Source organism: Exiguobacterium sp. s138 (assembly GCF_018618775.1).
Lineage (GTDB): Bacteria > Bacillota > Bacilli > Exiguobacteriales > Exiguobacteriaceae > Exiguobacterium_A > Exiguobacterium_A artemiae.
The window spans coordinates 81,172-104,609 of the sequence record NZ_JACSMW010000006.1; the positions used below are offsets into that span (position 1 = coordinate 81,172).

Annotated in this window: 22 protein-coding genes, 1 tRNA gene and 1 riboswitch; of the genes, 14 read left to right on the forward strand and 9 right to left on the reverse strand. The window is 45.5% G+C overall.

Features of this window, described 5'->3' with window-relative positions:
• Window positions 1-25: 25 nt before the first annotated feature.
• Window positions 26-3,130, reverse strand: a complete 3,105-nt coding sequence (locus KNP91_RS12570) for an efflux RND transporter permease subunit (RefSeq protein ID WP_214850306.1) — start codon at window positions 3,128-3,130, stop codon at window positions 26-28.
• Window positions 3,131-3,306: 176 nt separating this feature from the next.
• Here KNP91_RS12570 and KNP91_RS12575 point away from each other — a divergent pair.
• Window positions 3,307-3,379 (forward strand) — tRNA-Val (locus KNP91_RS12575).
• Window positions 3,380-3,471: 92 nt separating this feature from the next.
• Here KNP91_RS12575 and KNP91_RS12580 read toward each other — a convergent pair.
• Complete coding sequence (locus KNP91_RS12580; protein WP_041261459.1) at window positions 3,472-4,494, reverse strand: PTS sugar transporter subunit IIC; 1,023 nt, start codon at window positions 4,492-4,494, stop codon at window positions 3,472-3,474.
• A 338-nt stretch (window positions 4,495-4,832) separates the two neighbouring features.
• Here KNP91_RS12580 and KNP91_RS12585 point away from each other — a divergent pair, with 338 nt between their 5' ends.
• Window positions 4,833-5,567 carry a metallophosphoesterase family protein gene (locus KNP91_RS12585; protein WP_214767287.1) on the forward strand — a complete coding sequence of 245 codons (735 nt, stop codon included), beginning with the start codon at window positions 4,833-4,835 and terminating at the stop codon, window positions 5,565-5,567.
• A 52-nt stretch (window positions 5,568-5,619) separates the two neighbouring features.
• On the opposite strand, the gene KNP91_RS12590 is transcribed toward KNP91_RS12585, so the two are convergent.
• The 4 genes from KNP91_RS12590 to KNP91_RS12605 all read right to left on the reverse strand — a co-directional run bounded on the left by KNP91_RS12590 (window position 5,620) and on the right by KNP91_RS12605 (window position 10,122).
• On the reverse strand, window positions 5,620-5,898 hold the full coding sequence (locus KNP91_RS12590) for a hypothetical protein (protein ID WP_147269821.1): 279 nt from the start codon (window positions 5,896-5,898) through the stop codon (window positions 5,620-5,622).
• Between the two features lie 78 nt (window positions 5,899-5,976).
• Window positions 5,977-6,537, reverse strand: coding sequence for a TetR/AcrR family transcriptional regulator (locus KNP91_RS12595; RefSeq protein WP_214767289.1), 561 nt, complete (start codon window positions 6,535-6,537; stop codon window positions 5,977-5,979).
• A complete protein-coding gene (locus tag KNP91_RS12600; protein ID WP_214767291.1) occupies window positions 6,524-8,965 on the reverse strand; it encodes a YhgE/Pip domain-containing protein in 2,442 nt (813 codons plus the stop codon). Before KNP91_RS12600 ends, KNP91_RS12595 begins: the two co-directional genes overlap by 14 nt.
• Window positions 8,966-9,156: 191 nt before the next feature.
• Window positions 9,157-10,122 (reverse strand): quinone oxidoreductase family protein, encoded by a 966-nt coding sequence (locus KNP91_RS12605; RefSeq protein ID WP_214767293.1) that lies wholly within the window; start codon window positions 10,120-10,122, stop codon window positions 9,157-9,159.
• A 105-nt stretch (window positions 10,123-10,227) separates the two neighbouring features.
• Here KNP91_RS12605 and yidD point away from each other — a divergent pair, with 105 nt between their 5' ends.
• Window positions 10,228-10,494: a membrane protein insertion efficiency factor YidD gene (gene yidD / locus KNP91_RS12610; RefSeq protein WP_214767295.1), complete on the forward strand. Its 267-nt coding sequence runs from the start codon at window positions 10,228-10,230 to the stop codon at window positions 10,492-10,494.
• Window positions 10,495-10,545: 51 nt separating this feature from the next.
• Here yidD and KNP91_RS12615 read toward each other — a convergent pair whose 3' ends face one another.
• Together KNP91_RS12615 and KNP91_RS12620 are read right to left on the reverse strand one after the other, a co-directional pair.
• Window positions 10,546-10,935: a tautomerase family protein gene (locus KNP91_RS12615; protein WP_012369434.1), complete on the reverse strand. Its 390-nt coding sequence runs from the start codon at window positions 10,933-10,935 to the stop codon at window positions 10,546-10,548.
• Window positions 10,936-11,001: 66 nt separating this feature from the next.
• A complete protein-coding gene (locus KNP91_RS12620; RefSeq protein ID WP_214850309.1) occupies window positions 11,002-12,486 on the reverse strand; it encodes an aldehyde dehydrogenase family protein in 1,485 nt (494 codons plus the stop codon).
• Window positions 12,487-12,678: 192 nt separating this feature from the next.
• Between KNP91_RS12620 and KNP91_RS12625 the strand changes: the two genes are divergently transcribed.
• From KNP91_RS12625 to KNP91_RS12650, 6 genes are all read left to right on the forward strand, one after another.
• On the forward strand, window positions 12,679-13,884 hold the full coding sequence (locus tag KNP91_RS12625; protein ID WP_214850312.1) for a DUF2254 domain-containing protein: 1,206 nt from the start codon (window positions 12,679-12,681) through the stop codon (window positions 13,882-13,884).
• A gap of 63 nt (window positions 13,885-13,947) precedes the next feature.
• Window positions 13,948-14,430, forward strand: coding sequence for a DUF456 domain-containing protein (locus KNP91_RS12630; RefSeq protein ID WP_214767302.1), 483 nt, complete (start codon window positions 13,948-13,950; stop codon window positions 14,428-14,430).
• 144 nt (window positions 14,431-14,574) lie between these two features.
• Window positions 14,575-15,960, forward strand: a complete 1,386-nt coding sequence (locus KNP91_RS12635; RefSeq protein ID WP_012369438.1) for a hemolysin family protein — start codon at window positions 14,575-14,577, stop codon at window positions 15,958-15,960.
• Between the two features lie 146 nt (window positions 15,961-16,106).
• A complete protein-coding gene (locus KNP91_RS12640) occupies window positions 16,107-16,547 on the forward strand; it encodes an Ohr family peroxiredoxin (protein WP_012369439.1) in 441 nt (146 codons plus the stop codon).
• Window positions 16,548-16,578: 31 nt separating this feature from the next.
• A complete protein-coding gene (locus tag KNP91_RS12645; protein WP_012369440.1) occupies window positions 16,579-16,749 on the forward strand; it encodes a hypothetical protein in 171 nt (56 codons plus the stop codon).
• Between the two features lie 30 nt (window positions 16,750-16,779).
• On the forward strand, window positions 16,780-17,292 hold the full coding sequence (locus KNP91_RS12650; RefSeq protein WP_214850314.1) for a type 1 glutamine amidotransferase domain-containing protein: 513 nt from the start codon (window positions 16,780-16,782) through the stop codon (window positions 17,290-17,292).
• Between the two features lie 54 nt (window positions 17,293-17,346).
• Here the strand turns inward: KNP91_RS12650 and KNP91_RS12655 are convergent, their stop codons facing one another.
• Entirely contained in the window at window positions 17,347-17,754 is a 408-nt protein-coding gene (locus KNP91_RS12655; protein ID WP_214850316.1) for a VOC family protein, read from the reverse strand.
• Window positions 17,755-18,009: 255 nt separating this feature from the next.
• On the opposite strand from KNP91_RS12655, the gene KNP91_RS12660 reads away from it, so the two are divergent.
• The 5 genes from KNP91_RS12660 (at window position 18,010) to thiE (ending at window position 23,425) form a co-directional block, all read left to right on the forward strand.
• On the forward strand, window positions 18,010-19,452 hold the full coding sequence (locus tag KNP91_RS12660; RefSeq protein ID WP_214767304.1) for a murein hydrolase activator EnvC family protein: 1,443 nt from the start codon (window positions 18,010-18,012) through the stop codon (window positions 19,450-19,452).
• 209 nt (window positions 19,453-19,661) lie between these two features.
• Window positions 19,662-20,948 (forward strand): murein hydrolase activator EnvC family protein, encoded by a 1,287-nt coding sequence (locus KNP91_RS12665; RefSeq protein WP_214850318.1) that lies wholly within the window; start codon window positions 19,662-19,664, stop codon window positions 20,946-20,948.
• 60 nt (window positions 20,949-21,008) lie between these two features.
• Window positions 21,009-21,119, forward strand: a riboswitch (TPP riboswitch).
• 117 nt (window positions 21,120-21,236) lie between these two features.
• A complete protein-coding gene (gene thiD, locus KNP91_RS12670; protein WP_214767306.1) occupies window positions 21,237-22,046 on the forward strand; it encodes a bifunctional hydroxymethylpyrimidine kinase/phosphomethylpyrimidine kinase in 810 nt (269 codons plus the stop codon).
• Window positions 22,027-22,797 carry a hydroxyethylthiazole kinase gene (gene thiM / locus KNP91_RS12675; RefSeq protein WP_214767308.1) on the forward strand — a complete coding sequence of 257 codons (771 nt, stop codon included), beginning with the start codon at window positions 22,027-22,029 and terminating at the stop codon, window positions 22,795-22,797. The genes thiD and thiM overlap by 20 nt, the downstream gene beginning before the upstream one ends.
• A complete protein-coding gene (thiE, locus tag KNP91_RS12680) occupies window positions 22,787-23,425 on the forward strand; it encodes a thiamine phosphate synthase (RefSeq protein ID WP_012369447.1) in 639 nt (212 codons plus the stop codon). Before thiM ends, thiE begins: the two co-directional genes overlap by 11 nt.
• The last annotated feature ends 13 nt before the right edge of the window (window positions 23,426-23,438 follow it).

A 23,438-nucleotide genomic window follows, 5' to 3' on the forward strand; every position in this document is an offset into this window, starting at 1 on the left:
ATCAAGAGGGGAGGATTTTTTTAGATTAAGATTGACGTTCTTTTTTTACTTTTTTGAAGAAGAAGAGCTCGTAGACGACCGGGACGATGATGAGCGTCAAGAGTGTTGACGTCGTCAATCCGCCGATGACAGTCAAGGCGAGACCTTTTGAAATCAGGGTACCGGATGACGTTGTCAGTGCGAGCGGGACAAGCGCCATGATAGTAGCGAATGCCGTCATCAGGATGGGACGAAGTCGTGTCTTACCGGCTTCAATCAAGGATTCCCGAACCGGAAGTCCACGTGTGATGTTCTGACCAATCCGGTCAACAAGCACAATCGCGTTGGTCGTGACGATTCCGATCAGCATGAGGAATCCGATCATAACACTGACAGACAATGGTTCGTTAGCTAGGAACAGTGTAACGAGCGAACCGATCGGAACGAAAATGAGCGATGACAAGATGATGAACGGAATCCGTGCTTTTCCGAACGTGATTAACATCGTCAAGTAAACGAGACCGATGGCAACGACGATGGCAATTCCGAGAGATTGGAAGATTTCAACCGTATCATCATTTCCGCCGCCACTTGTTAAGGAAACGCCGTCCGGCAAGTCAATTTTTTCGACAGCAGCTTTGACGTCACTGGAGACCGTTTGGACGTTATCGCCTTTGACTTGACCCGAAACGCGGGCATAGACTTTACCGTCCAGTTTTTGAATCGATGTGAAGGTATCGACTTCATTGACGGTTGCGACATCTTTTAAGGCGACAGGACCGGCAGCCGAGAAGAGCTGGACATTTTCAAGATCTTCTTTCGACGTCAAGTCTTCCTTGTAAGACAATTGGACGTCCTGATCTTTGTCATCAAGGTTCAGTGTACCGACCGTGACAGGTTTAGTCTGGTCGTTGACCGTACCAAGAATCTGGAAGCCGGATAAACCACGATCACTGGCTTTTTCAGAATCAATTTCGACAAGGAATTGTTTTTGTTTCTCGCTAAAGTTATTCGTAACATATTTCAAATCATTGTTTTTGTTCATATTGTCTTCCACCAGTTTAGCTGCTTTTTGGAGCGCTTCTAAATCAGTCGAGAACAAATCAACATCTACATTATTATTGGATGGGGGACCACCTGTCGACAGTTCAGCAACGCTGATTTTGACGTCGACACCATCTTCTTTTGCGATATCATCCATTTTGGTTTCGAGGGATTTGATCGTTTTTTCGACATCAGCCCCGTCTTTTAAATTCAAGAAGTAGCTGGCTTTGTTGTCAAGTCGCAATCCGGTCGTGAAGTCACGTGCTCCGACGGATGTCGTGACATCAGCAATGGCGTTTTCCTGATCAAACATTTTTTCCATGTTCAGCGAAACATCACTTGTTTTCTCAAGCGACGTTGCAGCAGGAAGCTCCAGTGAAGCAGTCAATGTTTTTGAAGCTTCATTCGGAATGAACGTAAAGCCGAGTTGCGGTACGATGGCAAGCGAACCACCGAGTAACAAGAAGGAAACAACTAAGATGATCGCTTTATGCGACAATGATTTTTCAATCAGTGTGCCGTACCACCGTTGTAAGACGCCTTCTTTTTCTTCCGCCGGTACCTTTTTAAAGGCGAACTTCGCTAAGATCGGTACAATTGTAATCGCGACAAGTAGGGAAGCGAGTAACGAGAAGATGATGGTTAAGGCGAACGGTAAGAAGAATTTACCTGTGATACCGCCGACAAAGCCGATCGGCAAGAAGACGACGACGGTCGTAAGCGTCGAAGACGTGATGGCTTTTAAAATCTCTTTTGTTGATTGTTCGATGACTTCATCTGTCATACCGTCATCTGATTTTCGGACCCGTCGGAAAATGTTTTCAATGACGACGATACTGTCATCGACGACCCGGCCGACAGCAACTGCCATACCACCGAGTGTCATGATATTTAATGAAATAGCTTGCCAGTTCAAGAAGATGGCCGCAATCAAGAGTGACAGCGGAATTGAGACGATTGCAATGATCGTCGCCCGGATATTCCGTAGGAACAAAAGGACAGCCAGTGAAGCGAACAAGGCCCCGAGTAATCCTTCTTTGACAAGCGTAGCGACGGATTCTTCGATGTCTTTCGCAGAATCAATACCAATCGTATAATCGATTTGGTCATCATATTTGTTTAAGATTTTTGTGACGCCGTCAGCAATTTCAACCGTATTAGCGTCTTGTTTTTTGGTGATCGCCATCGAGAGAGAATCTTTTAAATCATAACGTGTTTTTTCACTTTGCTTCGAGACAGCTTCAATGGTAGCGATGTCTGAAAGACGAACCGGTTCCGCTTGTTCTGTCGGAGCACCCGTTTCGTCGGTAGCACCAGCCGGGGGTCCTGATTGGGCAGGTTGACCCTGGCCGCCGGAAGCAGCACCGGAAGCAACACTTGACGTCAATTGAAGATTTTTTAATTTATCCAAGTTTTCCAGTTTTTCTTCGACCCGGATCGGAATCTTCGAATCACCTTCTGCGAGCTGACCAGACGGGAAGGAAACATATTTGGCATTGATTTGTTCTTTAATGCTTGATAACGATAAACCGGCCGCTGTTGCCTTTTTGTTGTCGACAGTAATCTGGACTAAATCATCTTTGTAACCACCAACAGAAACACTGTTGATGCCCGGAATTTTATTCAGTTCCGGTTCGATTTCATTTTTTAGAAGGGACTCAATCTCTTTTCCGTCTTTACTAAAGAAGGAAATGTTGTAGATTGGGAACGATCCAAATGAGAAGCGGTTTAACTTCGTTGTCGCTTCTTCCGGAAGGTTAGCATCCTGGATCGCAGCATCGATTTGTTGTTCGACCTTGTCCATATCGGTATCAAATGGGAATTCGATATTGATGATCCCGATACTTTCATAAGCAGAGCTCGTGATTTTTGTCGAGCCCTCGATCCCTTTCAGTGCTGTCTCGAGTTTTGAGACGACCTGTTTATCGACATCATCCGGAGATGCGCCTGGATACACAGCTTCTACTGAAATTTGAGGAAATTCAATTTCAGGAAATTGATCCACTTTAAGCTGAGAAAACGAATATACGCCGCCCAAAACTAATAAAATAGCAATAATAAATACAGCGACAGAGTTCTTTAAACTAAACCTTGTTAAAAAATTCAACAGTTACCCCTCCTTTATTTTATATGTGCTTATTTACATAGTAGAGGACGAAACGAAACCCTGCAACTTTGAACTGTAGAGCAGAAAGAAAAAATATAATAAAAAAAATCAGAGAAAAGTCTTTACAGTTTTCAATATGTTGCTATAATAAACATATACCCAGGACACACGATCATGATTCTGTAGCTCAGCTGGGAGAGCGCTACCTTGACAGGGTAGAGGTCGCTGGTTCGAGCCCAGTCAGAATCATACCGAGCTCCCGTTCATCACACGATGAACGGGAGTTTTTTCATGTAAAAAAGCTGTTCCTTCATTATATGAGGGAACAGCAACGTGAGCACCTATTGAATTTCTAATCGAAGGTCGCCCATCTTTGTCCAACCGGCCATCGTCGTCATGCGGTAAAAGACGAGCGTCAAGACACCGGGAAGGACGACGCCGGTTGCAAAAAAGATCAGGAACGCATTAAAACCCTGATTAACGAAGATGTTGAGTGGGGCAATCATTGAATTTAATCCGAGACCCGCAAGTTCATAAGGTACTTCAAGTGAAAGAACAAGTGTGGCGATGGGTGCCGAGATCATCGCGGCCAGGAACGGAGCGACGACAAGTCTTGGATTCTTAACGATGTTCGGAAACTGAACCTTTGGTGTGACGAAGAACGAAGCAATCAAACCGCCGGGATCTGTTTGACGATATGCCATCAATGTAAATCCGACAAACTGAGCTGAACAACCGATTAAAGCAGCGGCACTGGCGACCGGGTCGAGTTGAAGGGCGATTGCGAGTGCAGCCGATGAAGCGGGTGACATCAATAAGACACTAAAGATAAGAGCAATAACAAGTGATGTTGCAATCGGTGAAGACTCGACGGACGCAGTAACCATTGCGCTGAATCGTGTGAGGAGAGGTGTTGTGACGGCAGCGGCACCAAGACCGGTAAAACCGCCGGCGAGAACAGCACTGACCGGGATGACCATCATGTCGAATTTTGTTTTCCCTGTCATCCGTTTTCCGACGAAGACGGCCACAGCAGCTGCGAGTAACGCACTGATTGGTTGACCCGGTACGAGGACAAGACCGGCATCCGTCGGTTGAAGTGCGGCTCCGCCAATCGTCGCGGCAATCATCGCACTGAATAAGACTAAGGTGTTTCCGCCAAGCTGATAAGCAATTCCGGCTCCGAGTGCGGGGGCGAGTAAGACTTTGGCGACGCCGCCGATTGTCAGTAACATTTCAATATGTAAGAGATTTCCGAACGTCTCAATCAATAATCCTACCCCTAACGTCACTAACACGGCATTTGCCATCCCGGCAGATACTTTCACCATTCGATCCATCGCATATTCTTTCAACTCACTCATCCTCTCTCTATTTCGCTTTGCCATGAAAAAAACCTATCCGGTATCGGATAGGCGCCAGTATTCCTGCGGGCGCCTCATTCGATGCATCGAAAGGAGGGCCCAAAATCAATTCCGAAAATCAGCGGAAAAGGTTTCAGTCCCTCGAGCATAGAATAATCAGTCGGCCAGCAATGTGGTTTACATACATAAAGTGTATTCCCCTCTCCGTGAATTTTTCTAAGCCTAACACGGGTAAGATGAATAATCAATATTTTCTGACAATTTATTTTTCGTGATTTTTGAACTTAAAATCAGGGGAAAGATAAGAATGGCATAAGTTGAACATTGGAGGCGGTTTCATGAAATTTGCAGTCATTACGGATATTCACGGCAATGCAACGGCATTAGAAGCAGTTTTAAAAAGAATAACGGAAGAAGCAGATGTCTCAGAAATTTTCTGTCTCGGAGATTTGATTGGCATCGGACCACAAACGAATGAAGTCATCGAAATTGTGCGATCGACACCACACATGACGACCATCAGCGGAAATCATGACGAAAATGTCCTTGCGTTGATCCATAGTCAAAAATATCCGGATAGTTACCGTCATGCGAAAAACCATCATCAATGGATTGCCGATCAGTTAACACCGGACAATCAACGTTTTTTGGAGCAGCTCCCAAGAACCGTCCGAAAAACATTTTCGGAACAGGAAGCATTGTTTACACATTATGCGTATCTGGATGAAACAAAAGCGATTGGAGAGGAACCGTTGGCAGATACGGTGGACGGAACAGAACAATCCCTGCCCGAGCTCTTTAAAGGCGAGCAGGCGAGTCTGATTTGCTTTGGGCATCATCATCCGAAACAGTTGGTCCGGGCGATGGGGATAACTTACCTGAATCCGGGGGCGCTAGGCTGTCAGCCGGAAGCTGTAGCACCATTTGCGGTAGTCGAACTGAACAGCGGAGAGTGGAACGTGAATGTCATTGAAGTGAAGTACGATGACCGACCGTACCTTGAAGCGTTTAATGCGGCACCGATGCCGGAAAAAGAACTGTTGCGTAAACTGTTTTTAGGCGGAAGAACATGAAAAAACGATCCGCTTGAATAAGCACGGATCGTTCGATGGATGACACATGTGATTATAAAAAACGGCTTACAAGAACGAGCATTAAAGGGACGGCGATAAGTAAAATCCCGATGATCCGTTTCGTCCGGCTTCGTTTCCATTGAAAGGCAAGCGCAAGGAAAGGGGATACAAGAAATCCGATAAATAAGGTGATCAATGTTAAAATGAAAAACAGAAAATCTGTTTTGGAGCTGGTGCGGGTGTACGATTTCCACATATCAACGAGCGATACAATGACGTAGACCAGCAAAGCTAACGTGAACAGAAAATTGGACAGTAAAAGCTGGGACAAATAAAACACTCCATTCAAGTACGAGTAAGGATCGATCACGCAAAAACAGCCTCTCCATTCATCGAGAGGCTGTTTTCATTATAACAATTTTAACATCGCTTGACTGATTGTTTTTAAATCAAGCGGTTTCCCAATCAGCGGCCATTCAGAAATCAAGGCAATATACGTCTTGAACAGTAAGAACGCAGTTACTTCGACCGGAACGGCCGGAGAACGTTTTTCAAGTTCCAACCGTGTTTCCAGCAGATTCTTTATATATTCGACGATATGCTGCTCGATTCGAATCCGTAGCTCCGACATCTCCTGAAGTTTCAGTGTCTGGGTTTCTTGTGTGATTTGTAAGATAAACAGATGCTGCTGTTGATGATTGACAATGGCATCAATCATCGCCTGTTTATTTTCTTCGACAGAAGCTGTCGTCGTATAGGCGTTTTCCGCTTCTGCTTTCATCTCCTGCAAGACCCGTGTGACGAGGGATTCAAACAAATCAAGTTTACTTTCAAACAATTGATAGACAGTTGGTTTTCCAACATGAGCTCGTTTGGCAACCCGTTCGATGGTCGTTCCTTTATATCCGAGTTCTGAAAAGCAGGACATCGCTGCATCTAAAATGAGATGTTCTTTATCAGACAGTGTCATGGCGTTTTCTCGCTTTCGTTGAGAGTAAGATTCGTTTTCCGCCTAAAGCACCAGCGAAGCTGATAACAAGTGCAGAAAACAGAATCAAACCAAGGATTTGTCCGTTTGTGATGAGTGTGTCAGTAACGCCGATTCCAAGTGCCTCACGGAAACCTGTGACTGAATATGTCATCGGCAGGAAGCGGTGAATCGATTGGAAAAAGCTTGGTGTCATTTCGACCGGGAATGTTCCGCCGCTGCCGCCAATTTGCAGTAACAACAGTAGGAAGGCGCTGAATTGTCCGACCCGACCAAAGAGCATTGTTAACGTAAAGAGTAACGTAATGAAGGTCATACCTGTTAAGGCGGCAAATCCGTACAGCGCAGGCGTACTTGCGACATCGGCATCGAGTACATAGACGATAGCGACGGAAGCCGCAATCCCTTGTAGCGCACCAATCGGTAAGATGATCGATAGTTTACCGACGAGGAAACGCCATGTTAATGTCTCGCCGTGTTCAGGACGGATCTGGTAAACGGAAGAGAACATCAACGCACCGGCGAATAAAGCGATGCTGAGAATGTAAGCTGCAAGACCGGATCCGTAGTTGTTGACGGTTGAATAATCGTGTTCTTTTAAGACGACGGGCTCAGCGAGCATATTATCCCGGGCATTCGATGGTTTCACAGTCGCATCTTTTGCCCCTTTACCGAGTTCCGTTTTCAATGTGTTGGCTCCGTCTGCAAGTTTAGAGTTACCGTCTGCGAGACGCGATGCTCCGTCTGTCAGTTGACCGGCACCGGAGGAAATGGCAACGGCACCGTCCGATAACTGTCCGAGACCTGAGGTCAATTGACCGGATGCTGTACTGGCATCGTTCGCACCGGTTGCCAGCTGTTGTGCCCCAGCTGTTAACTGGCTGCTTCCGGCAGCTGCTTTATGCACGCCGTCTGTATAAGCCGTCAAACCTTGCGTGAGCGTGCCTTGTCCTTGTTCGAGACTTTTTGCACCGGCAAGTAGTTGAGTTTGTCCTTGCTCTAATTGTTTTGAACCAGCAAGTAGTTGGGTTTGTCCTTGTTCTAATCGTTTTGAACCGTCAAGCAGTTGTGCTAGCCCACCATCGAGTTGCGAAACAGCAGAAGCGATACTTTGACCACCAACTGCAAGCTGATTGATTTTTTCTGTGGCGTCATTTGCTTGAGCAAGACTGGCATCAAGAGCAGATTCTTGCTGTGCTAAATTTTGAACGTTTTGTTCCATCGTTGCGATGGATTGAAGCAAAGCACCTTTTTCTTCTTCCGTTAACGTTTCAGATGAAGCAATGACGTCCTTGATGCTCGCGACGTTTGCTTCAAGCGCTTCACGACGTGAACTCAACTCTTGTTTCAGCGTATCCGCTGCCGCGTTGACTGCTGCCAGCGAGGCATTGGCTTCTTGAGCCCGGGCGTTCAATTGGTCGAGACCGGCTGTGAACTGTGGCAAGTTCTTGTCGAGCTTCGACGCACCGGCCGAAGCTGTTTCGAGACCTTGACGGAGTTCCGTCGATCCGGCAGCTGAACTCTCGAGACCTTGACGAAGTTTCGTCGATCCGGCAGCTGAACTTTCGAGACCTTGGCGAAGTTTCGTTGATCCGGCCTGCAAATCGGCTGAACCTTTCATTAACTTCCCGCTGTTGTCATCGAGTTGATTGAGGCCGCTCGATAATTCACCAGATTTCTCAGCTAGTGTTTGTGTTCCACCGCTTAATGTGTTGAGACCGCTTGTCAGCTGAACGGAACCGTCTGCGGCTTTTGTTAAGTTTGTGGACAACTCATTTGTCCCGCTCGTTAATTTACTGAGATTCGTCGTCAGTGTTTTGGCGCCATCTGTTGTTTTCTTCGCTCCGTCCTCGAGTTTCGCCGAACCTTCGGATGCATCTTCGAGTCCTTTGGCAATTTTTTTAAGGGATCCGAAAATCGCACTGCTGTATTGTTTCGTGACGGATTTACGGATTTTTTCGTTTAATTGTTTGGCAGCGGCGCTGGAAATCTGCGTACCGGAATAGTTTTTGGCCGGATTCAGATAATACTCCAGCTCAATTTTTTTCGGGTGATCGTCGAGTAACGTAGTCGCATTATGAGAAAACTTCTTCGGGATGACGACTGTCATGTAAATATCACCGGCGCGAAGCTTTTTAGCCGCATCTTTGCGTGAGAGATACTGCCAGTCAAAGTCATCATTTTTTTTCAGTTTTTTGACGAACTGATTTCCGATGTCAATTTTTTCTCCTTCGAACTTCGTCGCCTTGTCTTCATTGACGACTGCGACCTTGATGTTTTCTGTCTTACCATACGGATCCCAGAAAGCAGATAAAAAGATCGAGTTGTAAAGAAACGGGACGAGGATAAGTGCAAGAATCACGATGATCATCATCGGGCTTTTTAATTTTTTCCATTCTGAGCGAAACATAAATCAAATCTCCTTCTTGAAACTAAAAACTAATTTAAGTTTCTGGTTTTTATGAGATTTACTTTACGCTCTTTTAGGAAGGAAAGCAACTACTTAAGTCGATGAATTTCTGATATGAAGAATTGTTTCTCTTTTGTAATCATTCCAGACGAAAAACGCATCCAACCAATAAAGGAAGGATGCGTTTAGACTTAGGGAATCAATAAAATTTTTCCGGTGCTCTGACGGCTTTCCAAATAATCATGAGCCCGTTGTCCGTCCGAGAGGGAGAAGATAGTCGGAGAGGCGATTTGCAGTTGACCGGATTCCAACCAACTGAACAGTTCACCGGCCCGACGGATACGTTCTTCACGAGTCGTCAGGACGTTCCATAAGTCCCCGCCGGTCAATGTTTTCGAAGTGTCCATCAGGAACCGTGGATCAACTGAGACCGGATCCCCGCCGGCCATGCCGTAAAAGACGACTGTTCCGTGGATTTTCGTCACTTCGAAACTGTTCATCAACGTCGATCCGACCGATTCGTAGACGACATCGACGCCACGCTGATCCGTCAGTGTTAAAATCTGTTCGACCCAGTTATCCGAATATAAAAAGACATGTTCGGCACCGGCTTGTTTAGCGATATCCGCCTTTTCCATCGATGACGTTAAACCAATCGGAATGGCTCCGTGTAATCGGACAATCTGTGTCAACAATTGACCGACGCCACCGGCTGCTGCGTGGACCAATACCAAATCTTTCGGCCGGATGGTATAGCTGTCCCGTGTCAGGTAGTGCGCAGTCAAACCTTGTAATAGAACGGAAGCCGCTGTTTCGTACGAAACAAAATCCGGTAAAGGAATCACTTTATCGACGGGTGCGGCAACGAATTCGGCATTCGCGTTCGGGACGTCGGCAAAGGCTACCCGTTGCCCGACTTGAAGATCAGTCACAGCAGCACCGATTTGTGTGATGATCCCTGAACCCTCGTAACCGAGCAGGTAAGGCGGCGTGCCTTCCAAATGATAATTGCCTTTCCGGCGGTAGATGTCGGCAAAGTTTAATCCGATAGCCTTCATTTCAATTAATACTTCATTCGACTGGATTTCAGGAGTCGGGTGTTCTTCGTAATGCAGTACACTTGAATCTCCGAAGGTACGAAATGTGAGAGCTCGCATAGTAAATACACGTCCTTTTTAGTAGTTGTCAAAGGTAGTATAATTCACTTAAGCAGAAAATCCTTTTCATATGCGTTAGAGTAAGGAAAAAGAAGGTGACACTATATGAAACAAATCCTGCTCGGTGGGATTCATTTTTATCAAAAAGTGATTTCACCGATGAAACCGGCGACCTGCCGATTTTATCCGACCTGCTCGCATTACGGAAAAGAAGCAATCGAGAAACACGGTGCCTTAAGGGGCGGTTATTTGACGACCCGTCGTTTGTTACGTTGCCAACCGTTCCATCCGGGCGGACTCGACTTTGTACCGGAGACATTTGACTGGAAAGCGCCGTTACAACGGGAAAACCCGGCAGAACATCAAAAGTAATTCAAAAAGAGTCTGAGCTCGTTAAACGAGTTCAGACTCTTTTTTTGAATGTTACAGATCACCGGTTAAAAATTGTGCTTTTCCTAAACCGAAACTCCAGTCAGCTGCATCATTCTCGACGATTGAGACCATCAGATCAGCAGGCGAGAGTCCACATACAGCTTCCAACCGTTCAGCCAGTAAACGATAGAGTGCCTGCTTTTTCTCCTCTGTCCGTGTTTTACTTGTCACGCTGATAACGACGACTTGATTGGAACGTGTCAACCCGAGTCCGGTATCCTCAATGATCATTTCGTTCGCTTTATGCGTATGAACGATTTGATAACGATCCCGTTCCGGTACGTCAAAAGCTTCCAGCATCGCCTCATGGGCAGTATCGAGTAAAAGTTTCAGTTCTTCATCCGAGCGCCCTTCAATGACATCAAAACGCAGTAGTGGCATAGTCATCTTCCTTTCTATCTATATGTAGAAGTACGGGAAACCCCGTACTTCATATTTAAGCTTATCTTATTCAAAGAATGGTTTGTACTGACGGCGTTCGTGCATGACAGACAACCACTGCACAGTCGAGAATTCTTCAAGGACCCATTCTCCGTTGAAGCGGCCGAGACCTGAGTCTTTTTCGCCGCCGAACGGCATATGCGGCTCATCGTTGACGGATTGGTCATTGATGTGAATCATGCCTGTTTCGACTTGAAGTGCAAATTCTGTTGCGCGTTCAATTGAAGAACCGTGAACAGCACCGCTTAATCCGTAAGGAAGTGAGTTGGCGAGTTCAAGTGCCTCTGCGTCGTCTTTAAATGGAATGATGACAGCGACTGGTCCGAAGATTTCGTTTTTAGCAAGCGGCATATCGTTTGTAACGCCTGTTACGACCGTAGGAGCGATGACGTTTCCGTCTGCTTCACCGCCGACACGGACTGTTGCACCCGCTGCTTTAGTTTTTTCGATTTCTTCCATGATGCGGTCGACTTGCGATTGGTTGATCAACGGTCCGACTTGTGTGCGTCCGTTTGATGGATCACCAAATTGAAGTTCTTTGACACGCGCAACGTATTTTTCAACGAATTCATCATGAATGGATTGAGCAACCAAAATCCGGTTCGTCGACATACAAATTTGACCTTGGTGATAGAACTTGCTGTAAACCGCTGATTCGACGGCACGATCAAGATCAGCATCGTCCAGTACGACGAATACATTGTTTCCGCCGAGTTCAAGCGCTGTCTTTTTCAAGTGTTTTCCTGCAAGTTCACCGATGTGACGGCCGACTTCAGTAGAACCCGTGAATGAAATCAAACGTGGAACCGGATGCTCGACGATGGAGTCGCCGATTTCTGATCCGCGACCGACGATGACGTTTAAAACACCTTTTGGTAAGCCGGCTTTTTCAAAAAGACTGGCGAAAATCAAACCGCCTGAAACCGGTGTATCAGTTGCCGGTTTGACGACGACCGCGTTCCCGATAGCGATAGCTGTTGCGATTGAACGGACAGCAAGGTGGAACGGGAAGTTCCATGGGCTGATGACGCCGATGACACCAAGCGCTTTCCGGTAAATCCGGTTTTCTTTGCCAGGTACGACAGACGGACGAATTTCGCCGTGCATCCGTAATGGGAAAGTAGCAGCTTCTTTGACGATCAAGACAGAGGCAAGGAACTCGCCTTCAGCTTTAATGCGTGTACTGCCGGACTCCTTAATCAGCCAATTGACGATTGTTTCTTTTTCTTCGTACATGACTTTTAAAAATTCTTCAATCAATCCTTGGCGTTTCAGTGCCGGCACTTTTGCCCACTCTTTTTGGGCGACTTTGGCAGATTGGTAAGCATCATCCAAGTCATCGTTGTTAGCTGCTGAAATCTCAAACAGCGTTTCGCCCGTGAAAGGATTCGTATTTGTCATATTGCTGTCACTTGCGCCTTTGCGCCACTGACCGTTAATGAAAATTTTAGTGAAATCTGTGTTGAGTGTTGATTCAGTATGCTCTGACATAGCTTTTCATCTCCAATTCGTTTTGATAACACTTAAGTTATTCACGTTATGTGAAGAAGTAAAACACAAACCGACACTTTCACAAAGTGAATTGACTCGGCGGATTTTAATAAAGATGCCTGAGGACGTTTTACTAGATGAAGAAACAGGAATTAAAAATATATCGATATATTAGAGTGGAGTGGATGGAATGTGCAAAAGCTGAAATTGGTTTACCGGGAAACGAATTGGTGGTGGCCGCTCCTTTATGGGGTAGGCGGAGCAGTGTTGACGGCGGTTGTTCTGATGGTGGATTTGTGTGCAAAAGAACTGTTTCCGAATGACTGGAAAACAACACTCGGTTTGGCTCAGACCATTCACAGTGCAGTCTTTACCGGATTATTAACGATGATGACATTTACGTTCTCGACGATTTTGGTCGTCCTGACAACCTATTCCTCACAATTTTCTCCCCGTACCTTACCGAACTTTATTGAAAATCGACAAGTTCAACATATTTTCGGGATTTTTATCGGAACCGTCACGTATTCGATTACGATGTTGTTCTTCATGCGACCGTCATTGAAAGATAGTGTCGTCGCTTCTGCCGTCGCCGTTATCGTTGTGTTAATCGCGGTCATTGCCTTTGTCGCATTCGTGCATATCGTCAGTCAATCGATTCGGGTCACGACGCTACTCGATCGTTTACATGAAGAAGGCTGTACGCTGATTGAAGAGCATGTGGAAGCGATAAACGGAGGTCAGTATCAATTGGTGCCGGAAAACCGGTCGACGTATTCATTCGGACTTACCGCTCTGCAAACCGGTTATTTACAGGCAATTGATTATGAATTACTGATGAAGTCAGGTGAACGCGTCGCGATTGAGGTGACGATCGGAAGTTACGTCACGCAAGGACAACGGATCGGCAGTGCCGAAAAAGAGAACGTGGAACAAGGAATTCTTGTCGGCCCAACGCGTTCGGCAGAACAAGATTTTACGTTTGTGATTCAAAAGCTGTCTGAGGTGGCACTTCGGGCGATTTCACCCGGTATCAATGACCCGAATACAGCACGCCATGCGATGCGGCAAATCGGTGATTTATTCAGACGGTACACCATGCTTCCGGACGGTAATCTCCTGGTCAACGGGGAAGGGTCGGTGACAGTCAAGCGGCTCGCGTTTTCTGAACTGTTGTACTTGACGTTTTATCAACTGCGGCATTACGGCGAAGAGGATATTTCAGTCCTTTCGACGATGCTTGAGTCACTTGAAATCATGAAACGGAATGCTTTACCGGAACATAGAGCGAGCATTGACCGGTTCATTCCATTTGTCTGCTCGGAGGTCGACTGGTCGGCATTAAACGACTGGGACCGTCAACATTTGGAGCAGGCTCAAAAAAGGGCACTTTCATGAAACCAGTCGCAGCTTTTTAACGTAATCAAGAGAAGAAAGAACAGCAGAAAGTAGGAGATTGGCATGACTATCATATTATGGAGTTTGATTGCAGTCTGTTTTTTGGCTGCGTTCGCAGGACTTGTCTATCCTGTCATTCCAAGTGCACCGTTACTCATCATTGGATTTTTGATTTATGGATTTGGATTCGGTTTTACCGAGTTGACCGTCAGTTTCTGGGTCATTCAAGCTATCTTCGTTATCCTGTTATTTACGTTAGATTATTTGGTCAGCTCTTATACCGTTGATCGACGCGGCGGTTCACAGGCCGCAAAAATCGCGACGACCGTCGGTTTGATTGCCGGTCCCTTTATCCTGCCTGGGATTGGATTGTTGATTTTCCCGTTCGTCTTTGCGATTTTAACGGAAAAAATCATCAGTAAGAAAACATGGAAGGATTCTGTTTCAATCGGAATCGGGACTGTGTTGGGCATTCTGTCGAGTGCCTTATTAAAAGGGATCGCCATGCTGTTAATGATTGTCGTATTCATCCTGTATGTCGTGTAAGGGAAAAGAAAGATTATCTGCAAGTACACATTTTCCGAGAGTTCCGTTATAGTATGAATATGAAAAAGTAGAGAAGCTTGTTCATTAAAAACAAGCTTCTTTTTGGTGGAGAAGACCGATGAGAAGCTGATCGGCTTAATTTAAATGGAGGTGAATCCCCTTAGTTTGGGGAAACGATTGGACAGTACACACGCAGTGGAGACATTCGATACAACAACGATTATCATTCGGCTTTTGATTATTGCACTTTTAATTGTGCTGACCGCTTTTTTTGTCGCAGCAGAATTTTCAGTTGTCAAAATGAGAATGTCCCGAATCGATCAATTGATTACAGAAGGCAGTAAAACCGCGAAGACGGCGAAAAAATTATTAGACAACCTGGATTATTATTTATCTGCCTGTCAGCTCGGGATTACCGTGACGGCCCTTGGACTGGGTTGGTTAGGCGAATCGACGGTCGGTGCGATTCTCGCGATGGTATTCAAGGAGATTGCACTTCCGGAATCCGTCTCGACGGTCGTTTCCTTTACGTTAGCCTTTTCCGTCGTGACATTTTTACACGTCGTCCTCGGAGAACTGGCACCGAAATCACTGGCGATTCAAAAAACGGAAGCTATTACGATGTTGCTTGCCCCGCCGCTTTATTGGTTCGGGAAAGTAATGAAACCCGTCATTTGGCTGCTCAACGGCTCAGCACGGGTCTTCTTGCGCCTGTTTGGTGTCGAACCCGTTGGTCATGAAGACGCTCACTCGGAAGAAGAAATCAAAATCATCATGACACAAAGCTACAAAAGCGGTGAAATCAATCAAACTGAGTTGTCGTACATGCAAAACATCTTTTCGTTTGATGAACGGATCGCGAAAGATATCATGTTGCCGCGGACGGATCTGATTACGATCTCAAACGATGCATCGATGGAGGACATCATTGCCCTTGTTGAAGAATACCAGTTCACCCGGTATCCGGTTGCAGAAGAAGGCGACAAAGATAAAATCTTAGGATTTATCAATGCGAAACAATTGTTCACGGATCATATGGCGAACAAAGGGAAAGCACTGAGCTTCTATGTGCACAACCTGCCGATTGTATCGGAATATTCTCCGTTACAAGACGCGATGCTGAAGATGCAGGTCGAACGTACACCGATGGCGCTTGTCATCGATGAGTACGGTGGAACAGCCGGCGTCATCACGATGGAAGATATCCTGGAGGAAATCGTCGGTGAAATTCGCGATGAGTTTGATAAAGATGAAAAAGCGGACATCGAACAGATTCATGAGCGCTTGTACCGGATTTCAGGTCGTGTCTTGATTGACGACTTGAACGAACGGTTTAATCTCGGAATTGAAGAAGAAGACATTGATACAATTGGCGGCTGGGTCATGGCACAGGATACGGAAGTATCGAGCGGTCAGGAATTCCGTTATAAAAACCATACGGTCAAAGTCATGGAAGTCGACAATCATCAAGTTAAATCGATTTATCTACAGTTACCGGAAAAAGAACCGGTGACGGAAGAAATCGTTTGAATGTAAGACGGAAGACTACACTTCGGTGTAGTCTTTTTTTGTGAAAAAGAACACCTTTCATTGTTTATTCTTGTCGAGACAGTGGTAATACAGTTTATGTGGCCGAAACAAGCTACTAAAATTAGCGGATAAAGGGGTTCTTATTCATGACGAAAACAATTCTTACTTCACGTGCAACTGCAGTAGGGGGACGCGATGGAAAGGTCGCCTCTGACGATAACGTAATTAATTTAGATCTTGTCATGCCAGGTACGAAAGGCAAAGAAGATATTCCTACTTCAAATCCAGAACAATTATTCGCAGCAGGATACGCTGCATGCTTTGACGGGGCATTCAACCTGATGGCTCGCCAAGATAAAAAACGTGTTGAGACACGTACGAATTCTGAAGTCAGCTTACTTGAAGACGAAGAAGCAGGCGGCGTCAAAATTGCTGCTAAACTTGTTGTCGAAGTAGTTGGCGTAACAGAAGAAGAAGCACAGGACTTGCTGGAAAAAACGCATCAGTTCTGCCCGTATTCAAAAGCAACACGCGGCAACATCGATGTGGATTTGTCAGTAAAAGTCGTGGATTCTTTAGACAACTAAAATTTTATCCTCGTTGAAGGAGGGGAAGCAGATGGCTCCAAAAGAAACGGAACGACCAAACGAACAGTTTGAAGACGAACGAAAACGTTTGACGGACAAGGAACGTGAGCTTTCACCCGAACAACAGGAAGAAGTATTAAAAGGAAAAGACGAGATGCCGGACGATCCGGTTTCACCGCGAGACCGGGGAATGGACAAGTAACAAAAACTTTAATTTGGGGGATGAGCAACAATGGGTAAAAAAGTAGCAGTCGTGCTTGCTGATCATTTTGAAGATGTCGAGTTTACAGGTCCTGTCGATGCGTTAAAAGAAGCGGGTCATGAAGTAACAGTCATCGGAACAGAAAAAGATGCAGAACTCGTCGGGAAACAAGAAGAAGCAAAAGTAACAGTCGATGTAACGATTGATGAAACATCTTCTTCAGACTTTGACGCACTATTGATTCCAGGCGGTTTTTCTCCGGACTTACTCCGTGAAGACGATCGTTTCGTCACATTTACGGAAGAGTTTGATACATCTAAAAAGCCAATCTTCTCAATCTGTCACGGTCCACAATTGATGATTAACGCGAAAATCGTCAAGGGACGCAAAATGACAGGATATAAATCGATTCGAATCGATTTAGAGAATGCGGGAGTGTCGTATGAAGACAAGGAAGTAGTCGTCGATGACAACTTCGTGTCGAGCCGTCAACCGGATGATATTCCGGCATTTAATCGCGAAATGCTAGCTAAATTAGGATAACTGCTTAAAGTGAAAATGAGCGCCCGCTGACTTCGATCAGCGGACGCTCATTTTTTAGTTTTTCGGATAATCACAAAGTTCCGTAATGACCCCATGCGAATGACGGGGGTCCATATAGATTAATCGTCGGCCGAGCGGAGTTTGACGGTAGGTGTCCTCTAAAAATGTAATTCCCCGTTGTTTTGCTTCCAAAATGGCTTGGTCCAAATCATCAACACGATAGGCAATATGATGAACGCCTTTTCCCCGTTGTTTTAAAAAGCGGGCAATCGGACTTTCCGGACTTGTCGGAGTCAACAATTCAATATGCGCATCTTCAAATTCAATGACAGCAATATTAGACGCAACCCCCGGTGTCGGATTGCTGTACTCACGAATTAACGTTCCTCCTAAAACGGTCGTATAAAACGTAATCGCTTCCTGCATATCCCGAACAGCGATGCCGGTATGATCTAAATACATAACAGTTCCTCCTTTACTTCGATAGTCATAGTGTGTCAAACTCTTTTCCAACACGCAATGAAGAAGATCCGGTTGGGGTGTCTGGATAGGAGCGAAAAGAGAACTTATCCAAAATGACATCTCACTGAAATATAATACAAGGAAAATGAATGCTATAATCAAAAACGTTCTTATAATTTTTAAAAAGTATTACTAAATTTAAATATTATCATTCGATTACTTATATAAACTACACAGAAAAAGAGGGAATACTACATGAAAAAAACGTTCGCGTCGCTCATCGTTTCGGCACTTATTCTTTCATCGACTCCTCACTTCGTAGCAGCAGATGACTTAAGTGAACAAAAAGCTAAAAACGAACAGAAGCAACAAGAAAATGCCAAAACACAAAAAAACTTAGAATCGTCCGTTAATCAAGAAGGACAAAAAATTTCCAAGACTCAGCAAGAAGTTAACCGCTTGGACGAAGCATTAAACGAAAAAATGTTTGCAGTTGAAACAAAAGACCGTCAGATCAAAGCAACTGAAGCAGAAATCGTTGAACTTGGAAAGCAGATCGAAAAGTACAAAGCGAAATTAAAACGCCAAGAAAAACTGCTTGGTGACCGTCTTCGTGTCATGCAAGAAAATGATGGGAACTCCATTAAATGGGAAGAAGTCATTTTTGGATCAAAAGATGTCGGGGATCTGGTCAGCCGCGTTTTAGCGGGGAAATCCATCTCACAACAAGATGATAAAATGATTACCGATTATCAAAACACACAAAAAAAATTAGCAGCTGCTCAACAAGAATTAAAAGATAAAAAAGCAAAACTTGTGACGGAGAAACAAGAGTTGAAACGTCAACAAGCGGAACTTGAGCAACAGCTCAAAGAACGTAACAAACGCTTAAAAGAACTCCGGAAACAGAAAAAGAAATTTGAAACTCAGTTGATGGATGCAAAAGAAGTACAACAAATTTTGATCGCGCAAGAGCAAGCAATTGCAGCTGAAAAAGCAGCTCGCGAACGTGAAGCACGAATCGAAAAAGAGCGTCAAGCGCAAGCGGCACGTGAAGCAAAAGCACGTGCAGAAGCACAGGCAGCACAAGCAGCAGCGGCTCAAAAAGCAGCAGCTGAACAACAGGCGGCAGAAGCAGCCGCTGCTAAAGCAGCAGCCAAAGCGGAACAAAAATCGTCAACACCTGCTACGTCGACGAAACAATCTACGCCATCTGTGACTGTGCCGAAAGCAGCACCGGCACCAACACCGGAACCGGCAGCACCAACACCTGCTCCATCATCTTCTTCTATGTTTATTCACCCGACAAGTGGATCAATCACACAAGGATATGGTTCAGCAAGCGGTTCGAACGGTTATTCTTTCCACAATGGAATTGATTTCGGAGCGCCGGTCGGTACGCCGATTGTTGCAGCAGCAACAGGAACGGTTATCACTGCATCAAGTGGTGGTCCGTACGGTAATCATGTCATGATCGCACACCAATTAAATGGAAAAACATATACAACGGTTTACGCGCATATGAGTTCATTAAATGCACATGCTGGACAACGTGTCAGTCAAGGACAACAAATCGGTGCCCTTGGCAGCACAGGGAATTCAACAGGCCCGCACTTACACTTTGAAATTCATGTAGGTGGTTACAGCTACAGTGCTTCAGGACCGGCGAATTCTGTAAATCCAATGTCGATGTTATAATTACGGAAAAAGCGATTGCTATGGCAATCGCTTTTTTTTGTGTGTCTTGATCAAAATGAAAAATGTTATATTACAAAAAAACGCTTTCACTTGAAACATAAATGAAATTTTACTGAAACTACTACGATGCTATAATCAATCTCAGACATAAATACTTTGAATTAACTACTTTTCAAATAAGAAATCATACATAAGTGAGGAAATGAGACATGTTAAAAAAATTGTTGTCAACGGTATTGTTAGGAGTGTTGCTCGTATCAACTGCGCCGACTTCTGGTCATGCTGCAACGATTAAAGAAAAGAAATCTCAAAATGCGACAGAACAGCGTCGATTGGAAAAAGCCATTAAAAAGCAAGAAGCCAAAATATCGGCGGAACAACGCGAAATCAATAAAATTGATGCAGCGATTAATGAAAATATTTTCCGGATTTCCGAAAAAAATAAGCAGATTAAACAACTAAACCTTCAGATTGAAGATCTGGAAGCGGAAATCGTCCGCTATGAAATCATGCTCACACGTCAAGAAGAGTTGCTCGGAGACCGGTTACGTGTACTTCAAGAAAACGACGGTAATTCGATCAAATGGGAAGAAGTCATTTTTGGTTCGAAAGACCTGGGGGATTTATTCAGCCGTGTCATGGCTGGTAAAAAAATCGCCGAACAAGATGATAAAATGATTTCTGCTTATTTGGAAACACAGGAAAAGCTGGCGGAAATGAAAAAGAACCTCATCACTAAAAAAGAAGAGCGTGTTCAAGAAAAAAAATCATTGCTCATTCAAAAGAAACAATTAAAACAACAGATGAAAGAACGGAGCGCGACCCTGAATAAATTACGTAAAGGGAAAACAAAGTTCACGACTAAACTGTTAAATGCAAAAGAATTACAAGCGACTTTAGAGGCTCAAGAAAGAGCGATTGCGGCAGCAAAAGCAGCAGCGAAAGCAGCAGCAGAAAAAGCGGCGGCCGAAAAGGCAGCAGCGGAAAAAGCAGCAAAAGCAGCAAAAGAAGCAGCAAAATCAAAGCCTGAATCAAGTGAATCAACGGTTGTTCCGACTCCTGTCAGCAGTGGACCGACCGGATCGGCGAAGTTTGTTCGTCCGGCTTCGGGTGGTGTCTCACAAGGATTCGGACCGGCCAGTGGAGCGAACGGTTATACTTTCCATAACGGTGTCGATTTCAGCGGACCTGTCGGATCGCCAATTCGTGCGGCGGCTTCCGGAACAGTCATTACGGCCGGAAGCGGCGGACCTTACGGGAATCACGTCATGATTTCCCATTTCCTTGACGGTCAAGTGTATACAACGGTGTACGGTCATATGAATTCGTTATCGGTTTCAGCAGGTCAAACGGTCACTCAAGGTCAAAGGCTTGGTACTCTTGGGAGTACGGGTAATTCGACAGGACCGCATTTGCACTTTGAACTGCATATTGGTGGATATCAATATAGCGCGTCAGGACCTGCTAACACGGTTAATCCACTTGGATACTTGTAAAAACGAGCTTCGGCTCGTTTTTTTGATGGTGCTGTGATACAGTGAAAAAGAATTTAAATTACGAGCAACTAGGGGAGCTGGAGGAGTCCGGCTGAGAGGAAAACCATTCTGTTTTCGACCCTGTCACCTGAACTGGATAATACCAGCGTAGGAAAGTTGAGATCGAAGACATGATTACTTTAACCGGTGAACCTGGTTATTCATGGCGTCGTCTGCTTTTTTACAGCGGACGGCGCTTTTTGTTGTCCGTTTTCTCCTTATTTGCTCACGGGAAAGTGAGGAATTGGAATGAAACACGTATTAACGATCGCCGGATCCGACTCCGGTGGCGGAGCGGGAATTCAGGCGGATTTAAAAACATTTTCAGCACTTGGTGTATATGGCATGAGTGTCATCACGGCGATTACGGCACAAAATACATTGGGTGTTCAAGCGGTTGAAGACGTCTCTCCCGAACTTGTGGAGGCACAGTTAACCTCGATTTTTTCAGATATCCGTGTCGATGCCGTCAAGATTGGAATGGTTTCTAATCAGGAAACGATTCAAGTGATTGCCCGACAACTGGAAAAGTATCCTCTGCCGATTGTTCTTGATCCGGTCATGGTCGCAAAAGGTGGCCATGCTTTGTTACAACCGAATGCGGAACAGGCATTGCTCGAACAGCTGTTACCACTTGCGACCCTTGTGACACCGAATATTCCTGAAATCGAGCGGATGATCGGTGGAACCGTCCATTCACTTGCTGATATGAAGCAAGCAGCGGTCAAGCTGATTGAACGACAAACAGGAGCTGTGTTGCTCAAGGGCGGGCATTTGGAAGGGCAAGACGCCACTGATCTTTTATATACGGACGAACGGTATGTTGTCTTTGAACAAGAACGGATTGAGTCCCGTCATACGCACGGGACAGGCTGTACGTTGTCCGCTGCTATCGCTGCCAACCTGGCTCTTGGTCATTCACTGGAAGACAGCGTCCGTTATGCGAAACGTTATGTGACCGAAGCGATTCGTCACGGTTTTGCTCTTGGACACGGAATTGGACCGACACATCATTTTCATGAACTTTGGAGGGATACACATGCTACGACGCATCCATGATAAAAAACCATTAATTCATCATTTAACGAATACCGTCACGATCAATGATTGTGCTAATATGACACTTGCGCTTGGAGGATCTCCTGTCATGGCAGAGGACCTGCTCGAAGTCGAAGAGATGGTTGGTCTTTCAGACGCCGTCGTGATTAATACAGGAACCATCAATCCGGACATGCGCAAAGCACAGCTGCTAGCAGGGAAAACGGCTAACCGGCTGGGGAAACCGGTCATTTTGGATCCGGTGGGCGCGGGAGCCACGACATTAAGAACGGATTTTATGAAACAACTGATGGAGGAAATCACCTTTACGGTCATCAAAGGAAATGCTTCGGAAATTAAAACGTTGCTTGGACAGGCTGCTCGAACGAAAGGGGTCGATGTGGCGGAAGGAGAATCACTCGATCTTCAAAGTGTTCACGCCTTCGCTTCCCAGACGAAACAAGTCATCGTCGTCACCGGACCCGTTGATTTTGTGACAGATGGAGTCCGTCAACATCATTTGGACGTCGGAACAAAACGACTCGGCCAAGTGACGGGAACAGGATGTATGACCGCTTCCTTGATTGCGACTTTTTTGGGAGCAGGATACGATCATTTCGACGCAGCTGTATTTGGGACGTACGCCATGGGAAAAGCAGGGGAAACGGCCGGAAATCGTCCTGGTATCGGCAGTTTTCGGACCGGATTGTTTGATGCGGTCAGTCTGATGACAGAGGAAAGTTTGCCGGAGGTGCAGATGAATGGACAGTGAATACTTGATTTATGCAGTGACGGATAGACGTCTGCACCCGCATCTTCCCTTGGAGGATGCTGTCGAAGCAACGATTAAGGGCGGTGCAACGATTGTTCAATTACGGGAAAAAGAGATGTCGGGTAAGAATTTTCTCGAATCAGCCGTTGTACTGAAGGATCTGACTGCCAGTTATAATATTCCGTTGATTATCAATGACCGGATCGATATCGCTTTATTAGTCGAAGCGGGCCTGCATATCGGTCAAGATGATATTCCTTTAACGGAAGCACGTCGATTGTTACCGACGGCGACGATCGGTGTTTCCGTTTCAACGGTCGAACAGGCTGTGGCAGCAGAGCAGGACGGTGCAGATTATTTAGGAGTCGGGTCACTTTTTCCGACGGCGACGAAACAAGATGCGACATTCATGTCACGTGTGACATTAGAGCAAATCAGGAAAGCCGTTCGCATCCCGTTAGTAGGCATCGGTGGAATTAGCGAAACAAATGTATCGTTACTTGATTCTCTCGTAGATGGATATGCCGTGGTGTCCGCTTTGTTTGCCAATCCGGAAATTGAACGAACGACGAAAAAGTTTAAACAGACCGTCGAACAAGTGCGTCAGAGCGTTTCAGACAGGGTATAATCCTTCTAGAGGT

Coding starts and splice junctions, on each gene's coding strand:
- KNP91_RS12580 (WP_041261459.1), bottom strand. CDS start 4,494: ATGAGTGAGTTGAAAGAATATGCGATGGATCGAATGGTGAAAGTATCT.
- KNP91_RS12585 (WP_214767287.1), top strand. CDS start 4,833: ATGAAATTTGCAGTCATTACGGATATTCACGGCAATGCAACGGCATTA.
- KNP91_RS12600 (WP_214767291.1), bottom strand. CDS start 8,965: ATGTTTCGCTCAGAATGGAAAAAATTAAAAAGCCCGATGATGATCATC.
- KNP91_RS12660 (WP_214767304.1), top strand. CDS start 18,010: ATGAAAAAAACGTTCGCGTCGCTCATCGTTTCGGCACTTATTCTTTCA.
- KNP91_RS12650 (WP_214850314.1), top strand. CDS start 16,780: ATGGGTAAAAAAGTAGCAGTCGTGCTTGCTGATCATTTTGAAGATGTC.
- KNP91_RS12620 (WP_214850309.1), bottom strand. CDS start 12,486: ATGTCAGAGCATACTGAATCAACACTCAACACAGATTTCACTAAAATT.
- KNP91_RS12655 (WP_214850316.1), bottom strand. CDS start 17,754: ATGTATTTAGATCATACCGGCATCGCTGTTCGGGATATGCAGGAAGCG.
- KNP91_RS12665 (WP_214850318.1), top strand. CDS start 19,662: ATGTTAAAAAAATTGTTGTCAACGGTATTGTTAGGAGTGTTGCTCGTA.
- thiD (WP_214767306.1), top strand. CDS start 21,237: ATGAAACACGTATTAACGATCGCCGGATCCGACTCCGGTGGCGGAGCG.
- KNP91_RS12640 (WP_012369439.1), top strand. CDS start 16,107: ATGACGAAAACAATTCTTACTTCACGTGCAACTGCAGTAGGGGGACGC.
- KNP91_RS12630 (WP_214767302.1), top strand. CDS start 13,948: ATGACTATCATATTATGGAGTTTGATTGCAGTCTGTTTTTTGGCTGCG.
- KNP91_RS12645 (WP_012369440.1), top strand. CDS start 16,579: ATGGCTCCAAAAGAAACGGAACGACCAAACGAACAGTTTGAAGACGAA.
- yidD (WP_214767295.1), top strand. CDS start 10,228: ATGAAACAAATCCTGCTCGGTGGGATTCATTTTTATCAAAAAGTGATT.
- thiE (WP_012369447.1), top strand. CDS start 22,787: ATGGACAGTGAATACTTGATTTATGCAGTGACGGATAGACGTCTGCAC.
- KNP91_RS12615 (WP_012369434.1), bottom strand. CDS start 10,935: ATGCCACTACTGCGTTTTGATGTCATTGAAGGGCGCTCGGATGAAGAA.
- KNP91_RS12635 (WP_012369438.1), top strand. CDS start 14,575: ATGGAGGTGAATCCCCTTAGTTTGGGGAAACGATTGGACAGTACACAC.
- thiM (WP_214767308.1), top strand. CDS start 22,027: ATGCTACGACGCATCCATGATAAAAAACCATTAATTCATCATTTAACG.
- KNP91_RS12605 (WP_214767293.1), bottom strand. CDS start 10,122: ATGCGAGCTCTCACATTTCGTACCTTCGGAGATTCAAGTGTACTGCAT.
- KNP91_RS12595 (WP_214767289.1), bottom strand. CDS start 6,537: ATGACACTGTCTGATAAAGAACATCTCATTTTAGATGCAGCGATGTCC.